The 14,228-nt window shown below is 31.0% G+C and carries 15 protein-coding genes; 5 read left to right on the top strand and 10 right to left on the bottom strand.

What is annotated here, in order from left to right; translation table 11 throughout:
• Window positions 1-38: 38 nt before the first annotated feature.
• Together LNQ49_RS07830 and LNQ49_RS07825 are read right to left on the bottom strand one after the other, a co-directional pair.
• Entirely contained in the window at window positions 39-440 is a 402-nt protein-coding gene (locus LNQ49_RS07830) for a hypothetical protein (protein ID WP_229988099.1), read from the bottom strand.
• Between the two features lie 49 nt (window positions 441-489).
• Window positions 490-1,374: a protease complex subunit PrcB family protein gene (locus LNQ49_RS07825; RefSeq protein ID WP_229988098.1), complete on the bottom strand. Its 885-nt coding sequence runs from the start codon at window positions 1,372-1,374 to the stop codon at window positions 490-492.
• 204 nt (window positions 1,375-1,578) lie between these two features.
• On the opposite strand from LNQ49_RS07825, the gene LNQ49_RS07820 reads away from it, so the two are divergent.
• The 3 genes from LNQ49_RS07820 (at window position 1,579) to LNQ49_RS07810 (ending at window position 4,531) form a co-directional block, all read left to right on the top strand.
• On the top strand, window positions 1,579-2,937 hold the full coding sequence (locus LNQ49_RS07820; protein WP_229988097.1) for a DNA recombination protein RmuC: 1,359 nt from the start codon (window positions 1,579-1,581) through the stop codon (window positions 2,935-2,937).
• Window positions 2,938-3,217: 280 nt separating this feature from the next.
• On the top strand, window positions 3,218-3,772 hold the full coding sequence (locus LNQ49_RS07815; RefSeq protein WP_229988096.1) for an acyl-CoA thioesterase: 555 nt from the start codon (window positions 3,218-3,220) through the stop codon (window positions 3,770-3,772).
• Window positions 3,773-3,991: 219 nt separating this feature from the next.
• Window positions 3,992-4,531 carry a YceI family protein gene (locus tag LNQ49_RS07810; RefSeq protein WP_229988095.1) on the top strand — a complete coding sequence of 180 codons (540 nt, stop codon included), beginning with the start codon at window positions 3,992-3,994 and terminating at the stop codon, window positions 4,529-4,531.
• 3 nt (window positions 4,532-4,534) lie between these two features.
• Here LNQ49_RS07810 and LNQ49_RS07805 read toward each other — a convergent pair whose 3' ends face one another.
• Window positions 4,535-5,446: a TIGR01777 family oxidoreductase gene (locus LNQ49_RS07805; protein ID WP_229988094.1), complete on the bottom strand. Its 912-nt coding sequence runs from the start codon at window positions 5,444-5,446 to the stop codon at window positions 4,535-4,537.
• A 98-nt stretch (window positions 5,447-5,544) separates the two neighbouring features.
• Between LNQ49_RS07805 and LNQ49_RS07800 the strand changes: the two genes are divergently transcribed.
• Both LNQ49_RS07800 and LNQ49_RS07795 read left to right on the top strand, forming a co-directional pair.
• A complete protein-coding gene (locus tag LNQ49_RS07800) occupies window positions 5,545-6,207 on the top strand; it encodes a TetR family transcriptional regulator C-terminal domain-containing protein (RefSeq protein ID WP_229988093.1) in 663 nt (220 codons plus the stop codon).
• Window positions 6,204-7,508 carry an ABC1 kinase family protein gene (locus LNQ49_RS07795; protein WP_229988092.1) on the top strand — a complete coding sequence of 435 codons (1,305 nt, stop codon included), beginning with the start codon at window positions 6,204-6,206 and terminating at the stop codon, window positions 7,506-7,508. The genes LNQ49_RS07800 and LNQ49_RS07795 overlap by 4 nt, the downstream gene beginning before the upstream one ends.
• A 122-nt stretch (window positions 7,509-7,630) precedes the next feature.
• Here LNQ49_RS07795 and LNQ49_RS07790 read toward each other — a convergent pair whose 3' ends face one another.
• The 7 genes from LNQ49_RS07790 to LNQ49_RS07760 all read right to left on the bottom strand — a co-directional run bounded on the left by LNQ49_RS07790 (window position 7,631) and on the right by LNQ49_RS07760 (window position 14,141).
• Window positions 7,631-8,926 carry a cryptochrome/photolyase family protein gene (locus LNQ49_RS07790; protein ID WP_229988091.1) on the bottom strand — a complete coding sequence of 432 codons (1,296 nt, stop codon included), beginning with the start codon at window positions 8,924-8,926 and terminating at the stop codon, window positions 7,631-7,633.
• A complete protein-coding gene (locus LNQ49_RS07785; protein WP_229988090.1) occupies window positions 8,926-9,387 on the bottom strand; it encodes an SRPBCC family protein in 462 nt (153 codons plus the stop codon). Before LNQ49_RS07785 ends, LNQ49_RS07790 begins: the two co-directional genes overlap by 1 nt.
• Before the next feature lie 9 nt (window positions 9,388-9,396).
• Window positions 9,397-9,837, bottom strand: a complete 441-nt coding sequence (locus tag LNQ49_RS07780; protein ID WP_229988089.1) for a sterol desaturase family protein — start codon at window positions 9,835-9,837, stop codon at window positions 9,397-9,399.
• Between the two features lie 21 nt (window positions 9,838-9,858).
• Complete coding sequence (locus LNQ49_RS07775) at window positions 9,859-10,695, bottom strand: phytoene/squalene synthase family protein (protein ID WP_229988088.1); 837 nt, start codon at window positions 10,693-10,695, stop codon at window positions 9,859-9,861.
• Between the two features lie 4 nt (window positions 10,696-10,699).
• On the bottom strand, window positions 10,700-12,166 hold the full coding sequence (locus LNQ49_RS07770) for a phytoene desaturase family protein (RefSeq protein WP_229988087.1): 1,467 nt from the start codon (window positions 12,164-12,166) through the stop codon (window positions 10,700-10,702).
• A gap of 37 nt (window positions 12,167-12,203) precedes the next feature.
• Window positions 12,204-13,103 carry a MerR family transcriptional regulator gene (locus tag LNQ49_RS07765; protein ID WP_229988086.1) on the bottom strand — a complete coding sequence of 300 codons (900 nt, stop codon included), beginning with the start codon at window positions 13,101-13,103 and terminating at the stop codon, window positions 12,204-12,206.
• Between the two features lie 75 nt (window positions 13,104-13,178).
• Window positions 13,179-14,141, bottom strand: coding sequence for an ion channel (locus LNQ49_RS07760; protein WP_229988085.1), 963 nt, complete (start codon window positions 14,139-14,141; stop codon window positions 13,179-13,181).
• Window positions 14,142-14,228: the final 87 nt, after the last annotated feature.

Below are 14,228 nucleotides of genomic sequence, written 5' to 3'. Positions count from 1 at the left end.
TAAATTAGATTGCAATAGGTATTTGTATATTTAATATTCTACTTTTTATAAGTAGAAGTGTATCCTTCAACTGAATTGTTTACAATAACTAGACTACTAGAATCTAATTTTTCGATAATATAAGTTATTCCTTCAAAAGTAATTAAATCACGCTCTTGATTATCTAATACGCTGATGCCTTTAGTAATCTGATATTTACTATTTCTTATTTCTACATTATTTTTATATGTAATTACTTTACCCTCAGTTGTAAAAACAAGTTTTTTAGTGCTCCCAATACTTTTAGGAGTTGAGGTGTAATTACCGTTTTGACCGCCTGTAGATTTTTGCCAAGTCCAGCTTCCGTAAAGCTTAGTTGCTTTATTGTACTTTAAAACTACATTTGCTGAATAAGTTGAGACCGAAATGATAATTAGAAGAGCTAAAATTGTTTTTTTCATTTTAAGAAATTAATAAAATTATGTTAATTGTTTAACACGCAAAGTTAGTTTAGTTTCTTAATACTGCAATTTTATCTTTAATTGCTTTTTTAAACGTGATGATTTCTGGGCTTTGGTCAGGTGTGTTGTTGTTGTCTATCAGTACTTTAGTGACTTTTGTGCCTTGGCTTAATTCAAAATAAATTCCTCCTTGATCACCAGAATCTGGGTTCCCGTAGGTTTTATTTTCAACATTTAGGTTTAAAATTTCTGTAGGAACTAGCTTTATAAAGTCAGAATAATCTCCTTTTTTGGTCAATGTTTTATAGTTGTATTTGCTAAAATCATATTGACCAACTACTACATTAAAATATTGACGTATGTTTAGATTATTGATGTTAAAAAATAATTGGCAATCAGGACCAGTACATTTGCTACTGTAGCTTCCTAGAACAACAAAGTTTTTATTTTGACTTACCTTATTTAAATAAATAGGTTTGTCTGTTTTAGGTATTAAAACAAAATCATAAGGGTTTGTTACGGCAGGAGTAACAGACTCATTAGGTAAAGGCTCTTTTTCATAATATTGAACTATTACTTCACAAGAGTTTTCTACAATAGAGCTAATTTTTATTTCATATCCACCTGTAGGTTTTGGTCCAGCAAGAATACCTACTAAGTAATTTTTGGTAAAATCAATGTTGGGATTTACAGGAGTTGGTGTAGTACAAGGATTCGTGTTTTTGACAAAAAAAGAATCCATTTTTTCTTGTGTTTTTATTGCTATCGCAGTAGGTTTAGCAGGCATGTCTTTTATAGTATAGTTGCATTCTAAAGGAAAACCAGAAAAAGCAACATTACTATAATCACCGCAGCTTTGATAATCATTATCAGAGTTCAAAGAACAAGAGCTGATACCAAAAGCAACAAATAGACCTAAAATAATTTTTTTCATTTTTTCATTTTTTAAAAGATTATACCTAGATAGATGATCTAATGTCAAAAAGGTTGCGTCTAAAATTATTTTTTTTTCAAAAAAAATTATTTTTTGTGTTTGGAGGCTGCTCATTGAAAAGGGAAATTTTTAAAACTCAAAAAAACAATCTCTTCTTTAGGAGTACATATTATTGTGTACTTTTACTCTTTTAAAAGTCCCTTTATGTCAAATCTGTTTCCTTTCTTATTCGTTTTTATTATTGCTTTAATTATTGGAGCTTTTATAGGTAAGCTTATTTTTTCTGCACGATTTCAATCAGAAAAGGTAAGCTTGAACGAAAAGTTAATTGCTTTGACAAATCAGTTTCAACAGCAAAAAGAACATTTTCAATCAGAAAAAAATAACTTTGAAAAACAATTTCAAGTAACAAATTCGGATAAAGAAATTATCCGAACCGAAAAAGATAGTCTTGCAATTCAGTTATCAAAAAAAGAAGTTGATTTTGAGAATTTGTGGGAACGTCATAAAGAACAAAAAAATGAAGTAGAACAACTTCAGGAAAAATTCACCAGAGAATTTGAAAATCTTGCGAATAAAATACTTGAAGAAAAATCGACAAAATTTACTGCACAGAATAATGAAAACATGAAAAATATCTTGTTGCCCTTACAAGATAAAATTTTGGGTTTTGAAAAAAAAGTAGAGGATACACATAAAGAAAGTATTGATTACCATGCTGCCTTACGTCAACAAATAATTGGGTTAAGTGAAATGAACGCTCAAATGAGTAAAGAAACACTGAACTTGACAAAAGCCTTGAAAGGAGATAGTAAAATGCAAGGGAATTGGGGAGAATTGGTTTTAGAACGAGTTCTTGAAAAATCAGGATTAGAAAAAGGAAGGGAATACGAAGTACAGCAAAGTTTTACTAATGAGGTTGGTCTTCGTGTTCTACCTGATGTGGTGATTCATTTGCCCGATGGCAAAAAAATGATTGTAGATTCAAAAGTATCATTAACGGCGTATGAAAAATGGATCAACGAAGAAGATGATAACCTAAAAGCCGATTACTTAAAGGAGCATGTACAATCTATAAAACGTCATGTTGAGCAACTTGGGAATAAAAATTATCATGATTTATATCAAATAGAAAGCCCAGATTTTGTTTTGCTTTTTATACCGATAGAACCCGCTTTTGCAATAGCATTAAATGAAGAAGCTACCTTATATAATAGAGCTTTCGAAAAAAACATTGTAATTGTTACACCAACTACATTATTAGCAACTCTGCGAACTATTGACAGTATGTGGACAAATCAGAAACAACAAGAAAATGCTTTTGAAATTGCTCGTCAAGCAGGGGCATTATATGATAAGTTTGAGGGATTTATAGGCGATTTAATTAAAATTGGAAATAAGATAAATGACTCAAAAACGGAGTATGAAAGTGCTATGAGCAAGCTAGTAGAAGGCAGAGGAAATTTAATTACAAGTGTTGAGAAATTAAAGAAAATGGGAGCAAAGGCTAAGAAATCACTTCCAGAAAGTATATTGACAAGAGCAAATAATAATGAAAACTAAATTGTTAAACGAATAGCAGAATGGTAATGATTCCTTTGTATAGTCTTCATACTTATGACTCTTACTTTAATAAAGGGATTTATTCGGTCTAATTCAGGTAAAGTATTTCAGGAGTACAAACGTATAGATAGAGATTTATAGAAGTTTTTAAAGGCTTTAAATCAGTTTGTAAGATTGGATAGATAAGATACAAAATAGTCCCTTGGAGGAAAAAAACAAGTGATTTCATAATACAAGTAATAAAAAATGATTCACCATTAGGTGTAAAATAAATATAAAAATGAGTTCAGATACAAACTTTAAAACAGTTGCTAGTTCTAGAATAAGCATCTCAGAATTAATGCTTCCATCGCATGCTAATTTTAGTGGTAAGATACACGGAGGTTATATATTATCATTGTTAGATCAGATTGCTTTTGCTAGTGCATCTAAATTCTCAGGTCATTATTGTGTAACTGCTTCAGTAGATACAGTTAATTTTTTAAAACCTATTGAAGTAGGGGAATTGGTTACTATGAAAGCTTCGGTTAATTATGTTGGTAAAAGCTCAATGATTGTAGGGATTCGAGTTGAGGCCGAAAATATTCAAACAGGTGCTGTAAAACATTGTAATTCTTCTTACTTTACTATGGTCGCAAAAGATAAAGAAGGGAAAAGTGTTCCTGTTCCGGGACTTATTTTGTCTAGCCTAGAAGAAGTAAGACGTTTTTGTAAATGTTTGAAGCAAATTGAGGTAAAAAAAGAAATAGAAAATCATGCAGTAGAATCTAATTATAGCTCTATCGAAACATTGGCAACTTTAAATAAATACAATGTTTTATTAGAATTAAATTAAGGAAGCTTTAAGATAACTTTTAGCGTTGTTTTAAGAACCAAAGTAGATTAAAATTCGTAACTTTAAGAGAGAGAGAGAGAGTATTTAACATTGTTAGTAGTTTAATCTCTTTTAAGGATAGCTCTATTTTTGATTTCTGTCTGTTGTTTGTTTGCCTTTTTCGATAGACTTTTTTCAAAAAATATCATGCAATGAGTTTAATTTTAATTGCTGAAGGTCATGAAAAAAAGTACTTTTTTATTTTTATTACTTACCGTTAATTTTATTGTAGCACAAGATAAAATGAGAACTTCAATAGGTGTTATTAATTTTGAAGCTTCTGTACCTTTTTTTGAAGAGGTAAATGCAGTCAATAAAGCGGTAATTATGGTTATGGAGCCAGGAACAAGTAGTTTTGTTTGCGTGGCTGTAATGAGGGATTTTCGATTTAAAATGGATTTAATGGAAACCCATTTTAATGAAAATTATATCGAAAGTGATCGATATCCGAAAGCAATATTTAAAGGCAAAATTGGAAAATTCGACATGAAAGATATTAATGAGATACCTAAGGCATATACTATTAAAGGGAAACTTCAGATTCATGGGAAGACAAAAGAAATTGAAGTAAGTGCACTACTTAAAAAAGTAGCCGGAGGTATAGAAATTATTTCAGATTTTCCGCTTAATACAGATGATTTTAATATTAAGATACCATCAATGATAGAAAGCAAAATATCCAAAAGAGTAAATACAAGTTTGGAGGGAGTGATGAAATAATTGTTATTTCAAACAACTTATAAGTGCAGGTTTTAAATTTGAATATTTAAATTTAAAACCTGCATTTTTTATTTTTTGAGCAGAAACCCGTTGACCAGTTAATACAATTTTGCTCATTTCGCCCATCACTAATTTAATTACAAAAGAAGGAACTTTAGGTAACCATATAGAATACCCGTATATATTTGCTAAAGCTTTAGAAAAAATAGCATTATTTGTATCATCAGCAACGGCAGCATTGTATGGACCATTCATATTGGTATTTGTAATAGCAAGTAGGTAGATGTTGCATAAGTCATCGATATGAATCCAAGGCATGTATTGCTTTCCAGTTCCTATAATTGATCCTAAGCGATATTTGAAAAGAGGAACTAATTTTTTTAAGAAACCATCACCTTTACCTAAAACCAAACCAGTTCGTATTATAACAGTACGAATTCCTAGTAATTTAATACATTCAGTAGCAGTTTCCCATTTCTGACAAGTTTCTCCAAGAAAATCATTTGCTGCAGGTGATTCTTCAGTACAGATGTTTTCACTTGTAAAGGCACCGTAAATTCCAACGGCAGATGCAGATATAAAAGCATCTAAGGATTTATTGTTCTTTTTTAAAACGGAATAAATGAGATTAATAGGTTTGTCTCTACTATCAATAATTTCTTTCTTACGCTTATTAGACCATTTTTTTTCGGCAATACCTTCGCCTGCGAGATGAATAATGTAATCTGCTTTTAAAACAGAAACTTCATCTATATAATTATTTTCTATATTCCATTTATAATAAGTAATATTTTCACTAGCCTTTCTTTCAGTGCGAGTTAATATTGAGACTGAATAGCCTTGACTAATTAATAAATTTGAAAGTTTCTTTCCTATAAAACCAGAGCCACCAGTTAATAAAATGTTTTTGGACATAATAGTTTATAATATATTTAACACCTTGTTTTCATTAGCATTACGTAAATATAGTTAAACGTTGCTTACCTTTATACGCAAATAAAAAAGTAAGAGGTATGGGAGCTAAAAAAGAAATATTGACAAAAGATAAAATTGTTTCTCTGTATATGAATTACGTTCTGGAACATGGACAAAATCCTAAAACTGTTTTTCATTTTGCAAAAGCAAATGATTTTGAAGAAACTGAATTTTATACTTTTTTTGGGACATTCGAAGGACTAGAGAAAGAAATTTTTAATCTGTTTTTTGAAAACACACTTGAATTATTAGATAAAAATCCAGAGTATCAAGAGTATGATATGAAAAATAAGATGCTCAGTTTTTACTTTACTTTTTTTGAATTATTAACAGCAAACCGTAGCTATGCTGTTCAAGCTTTAAAAAATAATTCAAACCCAATAAAAAACTTGGTAAAACTAACTACACTTCGTGATAGTTTTAAAAAATATATTAGTTTAATTATAACGGATGATTTTCGAGTTCAGCAAGAAAAGCTTCAAAACTTTCAAGAAAAAGCAATTCAAGAAACGGCATGGATGCAACTTTTGCTTACGCTTAAGTTTTGGGTAGACGATGCATCTCCAGCTTTTGAAAAAACAGATATTTTTATCGAAAAATCGGTAAATGTATCTTTTGAATTGATGAATGTAGCACCGATGAATCATTTGCTTGATTTTGGTAAATTTATTTTTAAAGAAAAAATATATAGTAAACAATGAAAACTATCGACTATATCCCAACTTCCAAAATAGAAAGGGCGAGCAAATTGGTTCAAACTGGAGCAAAAGTTGGAGTGAATTATTTGAAATATTACGGTGAAAAAATTGTAAACCCTGATGTAACTCGTGATAAATTAAACGAAAATAATGCCGAAGATATTTATGATGGGCTTAAAAGCTTAAAAGGAAGTGCGCTTAAAGTAGCACAGATGTTAAGCATGGATAAGAATTTCTTGCCACAAGCCTATGTTGAAAAATTTTCCTTGTCACAATTTTCAGTTCCGCCACTTTCAGCACCATTAGTCTTAAAAACATTTAAAACTAATTTTGGTAAAACACCTTATGAAATTTTTGATGAGTTTAACCCTAATTCAGTAAATGCAGCAAGTATTGGTCAGGTGCATTTAGCTGTAAAAGAGGGCAAGCAGTTAGCAGTTAAAATTCAATATCCAGGAGTTGCCAATAGTATTTCATCAGATTTGGCTTTGGTAAAACCAATGGCGATACGAATGTTTAATCTACAGGGAAAAGATTCAGATAAATATTTTAAGGAAGTAGAGGATAAGTTAATAGAAGAAACTAACTATTTATTAGAATTAGAACAGAGTCAGGAAGTAGTAAATGCTTGTAAAAAGATAGAAAATTTAGAGTTCCCAAATTACTATCCAGAGTTTTCTTCAGAGAAAATCATCACAATGGATTGGATGACAGGAATTCATCTTTCAGAATATACTGCCAAGAGTAGAAGCCAAGAAGAATCAGATACAATTGGTCAGGCACTTTGGGATTTTTATATGTATCAAATTCATGTTTTGCGTAAGGTACATGCAGATCCTCATCCTGGAAATTTCTTGGTAAACGATAAAAATCAGTTGGTAGCTTTAGATTTTGGATGCATGAAACAAATTCCAAATGATTTTTATATCCCTTATTTTGAGTTAATCAATAAGGAAGTGATAACTGATGAAAAGCTTTTTAATGAGAAACTATTCGAATTAGAAATTCTACGAACAGATGATACTAAAGAAGAGATAACCTATTTTACAGGAATGTTTCATGATTTATTATCATTATTCACAAAACCATTCCAATCCGATACATTCGATTTTTCAGATGAAGAGTTTTTTGATAATATTGCCCAATTAGGAGAACGTTTTTCTAAAGACACCAATCTCAAAAAAATGAATGGCAACCGTGGCTCGAAACATTTTATATACATGAACCGTACTTTCTTCGGGTTATATAATCTAATGTTCGATTTAAAAGCAAAAATTCAAGTAAATAATTATCAAAAATATTAGGAGCACAATCCAGCTCTGCACTGTATCTCTTGTGGTGAACCCCACCACAAGAGGATGCCGTTGCTATCTGGGCTAGAATAAGCGTTTCATAAGAATATTTTTTACTCACAAACGGGTAATACTTACCTCAAGATTCCCTTTTTATAAGTTGCAATAGCTCGATCTCTTGCAAAAGCATGTTCAATCATTGGTTCGTTATAGCCTAAATCAAATTCAGGAATCCATTTTCGGATATAAATTCCTTTCTCATCAAATTTTTTAAGCTGGATTTCGGGATTAAAAACTCTAAAATAAGGAGCTGCATCGCAACCAGTTCCTGCTGCCCATTGCCAGTTGCCCACATTTGACGCTAATTCATAATCAAGTAATTTCTCTGCAAAATATGCTTCACCCCATTGCCAGCTTATTAATAAATGCTTACATAAAAAACTAGCAACAACCATTCGAACGCGATTGTGCATATATCCAGTTTCGTTAAGCTGACGCATTCCAGCATCAACCATTGGGTAGCCAGTAGTACCGGAACACCAACGTTTAAAATCATTTTCGTTGTTTATCCATTGAATTCCATCGTAAGCTGATTTAAAATTGCGGTCAACGACATTCGGAAAACTAAATAAAATTTGAATAAAAAACTCTCTCCATATTAATTCACTCAAAAAAACTTGATTTTTATGAGCAGCCCAATTTACTAATTTTCGGATACTAACAGTACCAAATCGTAAATGAGGAGATAGATATGAAGTTGAATCTAAAGCTGGAAAATCACGTGTTTCGTGGTAATTCGAAATATTTTTCAGATTATGTGGCAGTACAACAATTGTACTTTTTTTAAATCCGATTTGATTTATCGATGGAAAAGGAAATTGACTTTTATAAAAATTAGAAAAAAGACCAACAGTAGTATATGCTATAGCTTCTCCATCCATTTTATATTTCTCCAACCATTTATTTTTATACGGAGTATATATAGTATAAGGTAGTCCATCTGATTTTGTGATTTCTTTTTCTTCAAATACAACATGGTCTTTGTATGAAAAGGCAGGAATGCCATTTTGTTTTAGTAAATCAGAGATGAATAAATCTCTTTTTATTGCATAAGGTTCATAATCTTTATTGAAAAAAACGTTTTGGATATTGAATTCTTCGATAAGAGATTTCCAAATTTCAGTGGTTTTCCCCTTTTTAATTAAAAGAGAACTTCCGCTTGAATTCAATTCAATATTGATTTTCTCTAGAGAATCATATATAAAACTAACTCGAGCATCATCTTTAGGAAGACTTTCAAGAATTGCATCATCAAAAATAAATAAAGGAATGACAGGAAATGGAGATTCAAGTGCGTGAAATAAACCGCGATTGTCGTCTAAACGTAAATCACGTCTGAACCAAAAAAAACTAACTTTTTGTTTGTTCATTATTTAGTATTAAAAAGTTCTTCTATCTTTTTATGACGGTATCCGAAAATCATTTTCAATTCATTTTTTACAATAAGAGCATTCATGATTCGACCTATAAAACCTAACGGTAGTGCATAATGTACTACATCAGTCATTTTGGTTCCATTGGCAGTAGCCTCAAAGAAATGTTTATGATGCCATAAGGTGTAAGGCCCAAAACGTTGCTCATCTATAAAGTAATTGTTTTCTTTTACTATTGTTATTTCAGTCATCCAGTTTAACTTAATTCCTAAAAGAGGAGTAATTTTATATTGAATGATTTGTCCTGGATACATTAATTTATTATCATAATCAGTAACCTCAAAACCCATAGACTTAGGAGTTATTACTTGTAAGTTCTTCGGGTTAGAAAAAAAAGTCCAGCATTCTTCTAAGCTAGCATTGATATGTTGAACTGATTCTTTTTTATATACTTTCATGACTTTCTATTATATTTTATAGTATTTGAATGGCACAAACAACATTCCAAAGCACTCTCCATGTTCCTTACCTAAATGTTTATGATGCGCTTTATGTGCTTTTCTTAATCCGATAAGGTATTTGTTTTTGGTGTTTTTGAACCATTTAAAGCGTTGATGTATCAATACGTCATGAATCATAAAATAACAAAACCCATAAAAGGTTAATCCCAAACCAATAAAAAATAAATAATTGATGCCATCTATAGTTCCAAAATAAAACAGTAAAATACTTGGGATTGCAAAAATCACAAAGAAAATATCGTTTCGCTCAAATACATTTGTGTATTTGGGTTGATGATGATCAGAATGAAAATACCACATAAAACCATGCATGACAAATTTATGAGTACACCAAGTGACACATTCCATAAAGAGAAACACGCCTATAAAAATTAAAAAAGAAATCATTGTTGTGTTTTTTGTTTGTAATTATACCATTCTTAGTTTGTAAGAAACAAAAGATTTGGCTAGTAATCCAGCTTTAGAATAATTTGAAACTCGAATTCTTTCATTACCTATCTCATGGCAAGGAGTGTTTTCTAGTTTCTTTAAAAGCTTTTTATAATATATGTAAGCTGTATATACTCCAAACTTAGCTTCGACGGGAAGTTTTATAATTCCTTGATAGGCTATTTTAAAATCTTCTTCAATCTCTTTTATAATTTTGTTTTTGGCAATTTCATCGAATGAGTTCAAATCAATCCCCGGAAAATAATTTCTATTTAAAATGAGATTATCATCTTTTAAGTCTCGTAAAAAATTTACTTTTTGGAATGCTGAACCTAATCGCATAGCCTCCATTTTAAGCTTTTCGTATTTTGAATCATTACCAGAAACAAAAACTTTAAGACACATTAAGCCTACAACATCGGCTGAGCCATATATATAATCTTCTATTTCTTCCTTATTATAGTCTGATTTGATTAAATCTAATTTCATGCTTTTTAAAAAAGACTGAATTAAATCATCAGTGATATTATATTGTTTTACGGTTTGCTGAAAAGAATTTAAAATAGGATTAAGGCTTATACCAGTAGCAGTTGCTTTATAGTATTCTTTTTCAAAATCATCTATTAGATTTTTTTTATCAAATCCATGAAAGGAATCTACAATTTCATCTGCAAAACGTACAAAACCATAGATACTATAAATTGCATCTCTTATGCTTGGGGCAAGCATATATACTGCCATAGAAAAAGATGTACTATAACTTTTGGTTACTAGTTTACTACATTTAAACGAGACATTATCAAATAACTGTTTCATATTTTTATGATGAAAAGGATTTGTATATTAATTCAGATACTAGTTTTCCTGATATTAAAGCAGGAGGGACGCCAGGTCCAGGAACAGTTAGTTGTCCAGTAAAGTATAAGTTTTTTACTTTTTTGCTTTTTAGTTTAGGTCTTAAAAATGCAGTTTGTAATAAGGTATTAGCCATTCCGTATGCATTTCCTTTATAGGCATTGTAATCTTCGATAAAGTCATTTTTGCAAAAAGACTTCTTAAATATAATATTATTTTTAATAGATTGTTGCGTTACAGTTTCAAAGCGAGTAATTATTTTATCGAAATATTCTTCTCGAAGTGCTTCTGTATCTTCAATTCCTAGAGCAAGTGGAATAAGAAAAAAACCACTTTCCATTCCCTCAGGTGCAGCTGTTCTATCTGTTACTGATGGGAAATTTGCATAAAATAAAGGGGCTTCGGGCCATTTAGGGTCATCATATATATCTATAGCATGTTGATTAAAATCAACATCAAAGAATAAAGTATGATGAGAAATGGTTTGTATTTTTTTGTTGAACCCTATATAAAATAGGAGAGAAGATGGAGCAAAAATGCGACTTTCCCAATAAGAATCAGAATAGGCTCTATGCTCTTTGTCTAATAAAGTTTCAGTATGTTGGTAATCAGCACCACTTAGGATTATATCCGAAGTAATAATTTCGTCATTAACAATTAATGCAGTTGCAGTATTATTCTTGACTATGATTTTATCAATGTTAGAGTTGGTTTTAAAAGTTACTCCGAGTTCTTTTGCTAGACTTTCAATACCAAGGACTACATCATACATTCCAGTTTTAGGATGCCAAGTTCCTAATCCGAAATCGGCATAATTCATGAAATTATAGAAAGAAGGAGTATTGGTTGGTTTTGCGCCAAGGAATAAAACGGGAAATTCAAGAATTTGAATCAGTCTCTTATCTTTAAATTTTTTGCGAATATCTTTACTGACCGTTCCAAAAAACTGATTTAATTTTTGTGTGGTCTCAAGAGTTATCAATTCTAATGCAGAAATGCCTGGGCGATATACTAACTTTTTTATGGCAATATCATAATTACTTTTCGCTTTCGATATATAGGCAACAAGTTTTTTGCCACTCCCTTTCTCGATAGATTCAAAAGTTGAGGCAATCTCTTTTAAATTATCAGTGATGGTAATAAATTCATTAACCCCAAAATACACACGATATGCAGGATTGAGTTTTATTAACTCATAGTAATCACTCGTTTTTTTGTCAAAATCATTAAAGAAATTTTCGAATACATCGGGCATCCAATACCAGCTTGGTCCCATATCAAATGTGAAGCCATTACTTTTTAATTGTCTGGCTCTACCGCCTATAGATGCATTTTTTTCGTAAATAGTTACGTCATAGCCATGCTTGGCTAGATAGCACGAAGCGGATAAAGCCGAAAAACCAGAGCCAATAATTGAGATTGTTTTTTTCATTTGTTTAACAAATCTACAAAAATATTAAACAAAATAATTATATCTGCATCACTAATTCTTCGATGGAGTTAAAAATGTGTACTCTTTGATTTAAATTATCTGTTTGAATGTGTTCGACCATTTTACCAATCAGCCATATTTCGTTGGAGTTATTTAGTAGTTCGGAGCACATACAGCTTACATATTGGTTGACGGTACTACGGTCTGGTTGGATAGTGAGATAAGAAACAAAAGTGATATTGTCAAAATGATTGTTAAGTTCTTTTAGATTTTCTATAGGCATACTTTCTCCTAAATAAATCGTTTTATAGCCCTGAAGAAGTATTTCGTATTGTATGTACATTAACCCAAGTTCATGAATTTCATTCATTGGTAATGCAAGTACATATATTCTATCGGTTTTTGTTGGTTTTTGAACTTGGAGCTTTTCGGTATTTATGTGTAGTTTTTGTTTTATGAGGTTGCTCATAAAATGTTCATGAGCTGGAGATATGGTTTCAGATTGCCATAATAGGCCTAGTTCATTTAAGAGCGGAATAAATACTTGTTGGAAAACTTCTTTAAATGATTTTTCAGAAGAGAGCCAATTGAATGTATGAGAGAATGATTCTTGGTCAAAATTCATCATTGCCATTTTGAAAGAGCTAATGGCATGATTTTTTGCATTTTTGTTAGAGATAATTTCTCTTACTAATTGTGGGATTTTTTCTTGTGAATAGGTTGCTATCTTCGAGATTTTATATCCATATTCATGCAGTAATGTAATATTTAATAGTTTTTGTAAGCTAGCTAAATCATACAGGCGAATGTTAGTGTCTGTACGCATAGGTTCAAGGATATTGTATCTCTTTTCCCAAATACGAATAGTATGAGCTTTAATCCCTGAAAGGTTTTCAAGGTCTTTTATGCTAAAAACACTTTTTATATTGTTTATCATTAATTGATATTTGATAAACAAATGTAACTTAATTTCTATAGATATACTTAAAATAAGAGATTTATCAATTTTGGTTTATTCAAGATTGACAACCTGATAGGAGTTGAGTTTATCTAGATGTAATACTGTTTTGGTGTTGTCATTATTTCGATTGTACATGGTGTCGAATTTAGCTCCGTGTAACACTTCTTTAAAGGTATATGAAGTTCTTGCTGCTACAGTATTACTATACATATCATCAAAAGTTTTAATGAATACCAGAATTTCTCCGTGTGTAGAGGCGAAGTCTTCCTTTGTGAATTTATACAGCGGACTTTTTTCTGTTATAGGGTGTACTAATGTCCAGCTTAGGGTGAGTGCGTTTATTCTACTTAATTCTAATTCTAAAGAATAGAATTTATTAGTCATTATACCGTTTTCTTCAATACTCATTCCTAAGGTGATTTTTGCTTCCGCATCAGTGAAATTGGTATTTTTAAAAGGAACAAGACGAATCATCAAAGCTTTACCTTCCCCGTAAGGACTAATTAAAGCATTATGTGAGAATTTAAGAAATGCAGTTGGTTTGCTGAATCTTCCGAAAAATAGTCCGGTTGCGATTGCAAAGCTCAATAGACCTATTAAAGCTTCAGCTGCCGATAGAGAGCTTGTTATGAATCCAGTTGGGCTAATGTGTCCGTAACCTACAGTTGTGAAGGTTTGTGCGCTAAAAAAGTAAGCCTGTCCAAATTTTGCCCATTCGCTTTGAGAGGAAACAATTCCGTCTAGATGTTCGATGCCAATTATATAATAAGCAACTGCAAAAATGAAATTGAGAGCAATGTAAAAAGAGAATAAAATAAGCATGAATTTCCATGTTGGCATATCAATCATGGTATGGTACCAGCTAATGCGGCGTAACAAATGCATTCCTCTTTTTTCAATATTTGGAGTACCATCCTTATTTACAAAACGTCCTCCGTAACTATTAGAGTTAGTTCCAAAACCAGAGTTCTTATCGGTTTCGGCTTTGGTGTTTATCTTTTTTAGGATTGACATATATGTATATCGAATAAGTTTTAGACTAAGTCAGTTTGATTGGTTGAATATCCTATCAAATATAAGCATAAGTTAGAATACAAAAAA

Source organism: Flavobacterium pisciphilum (assembly GCF_020905345.1).
In the GTDB taxonomy this organism is placed as follows: domain Bacteria; phylum Bacteroidota; class Bacteroidia; order Flavobacteriales; family Flavobacteriaceae; genus Flavobacterium; species Flavobacterium pisciphilum.
This window is presented reverse-complemented; position numbering and strand designations above follow the sequence as displayed.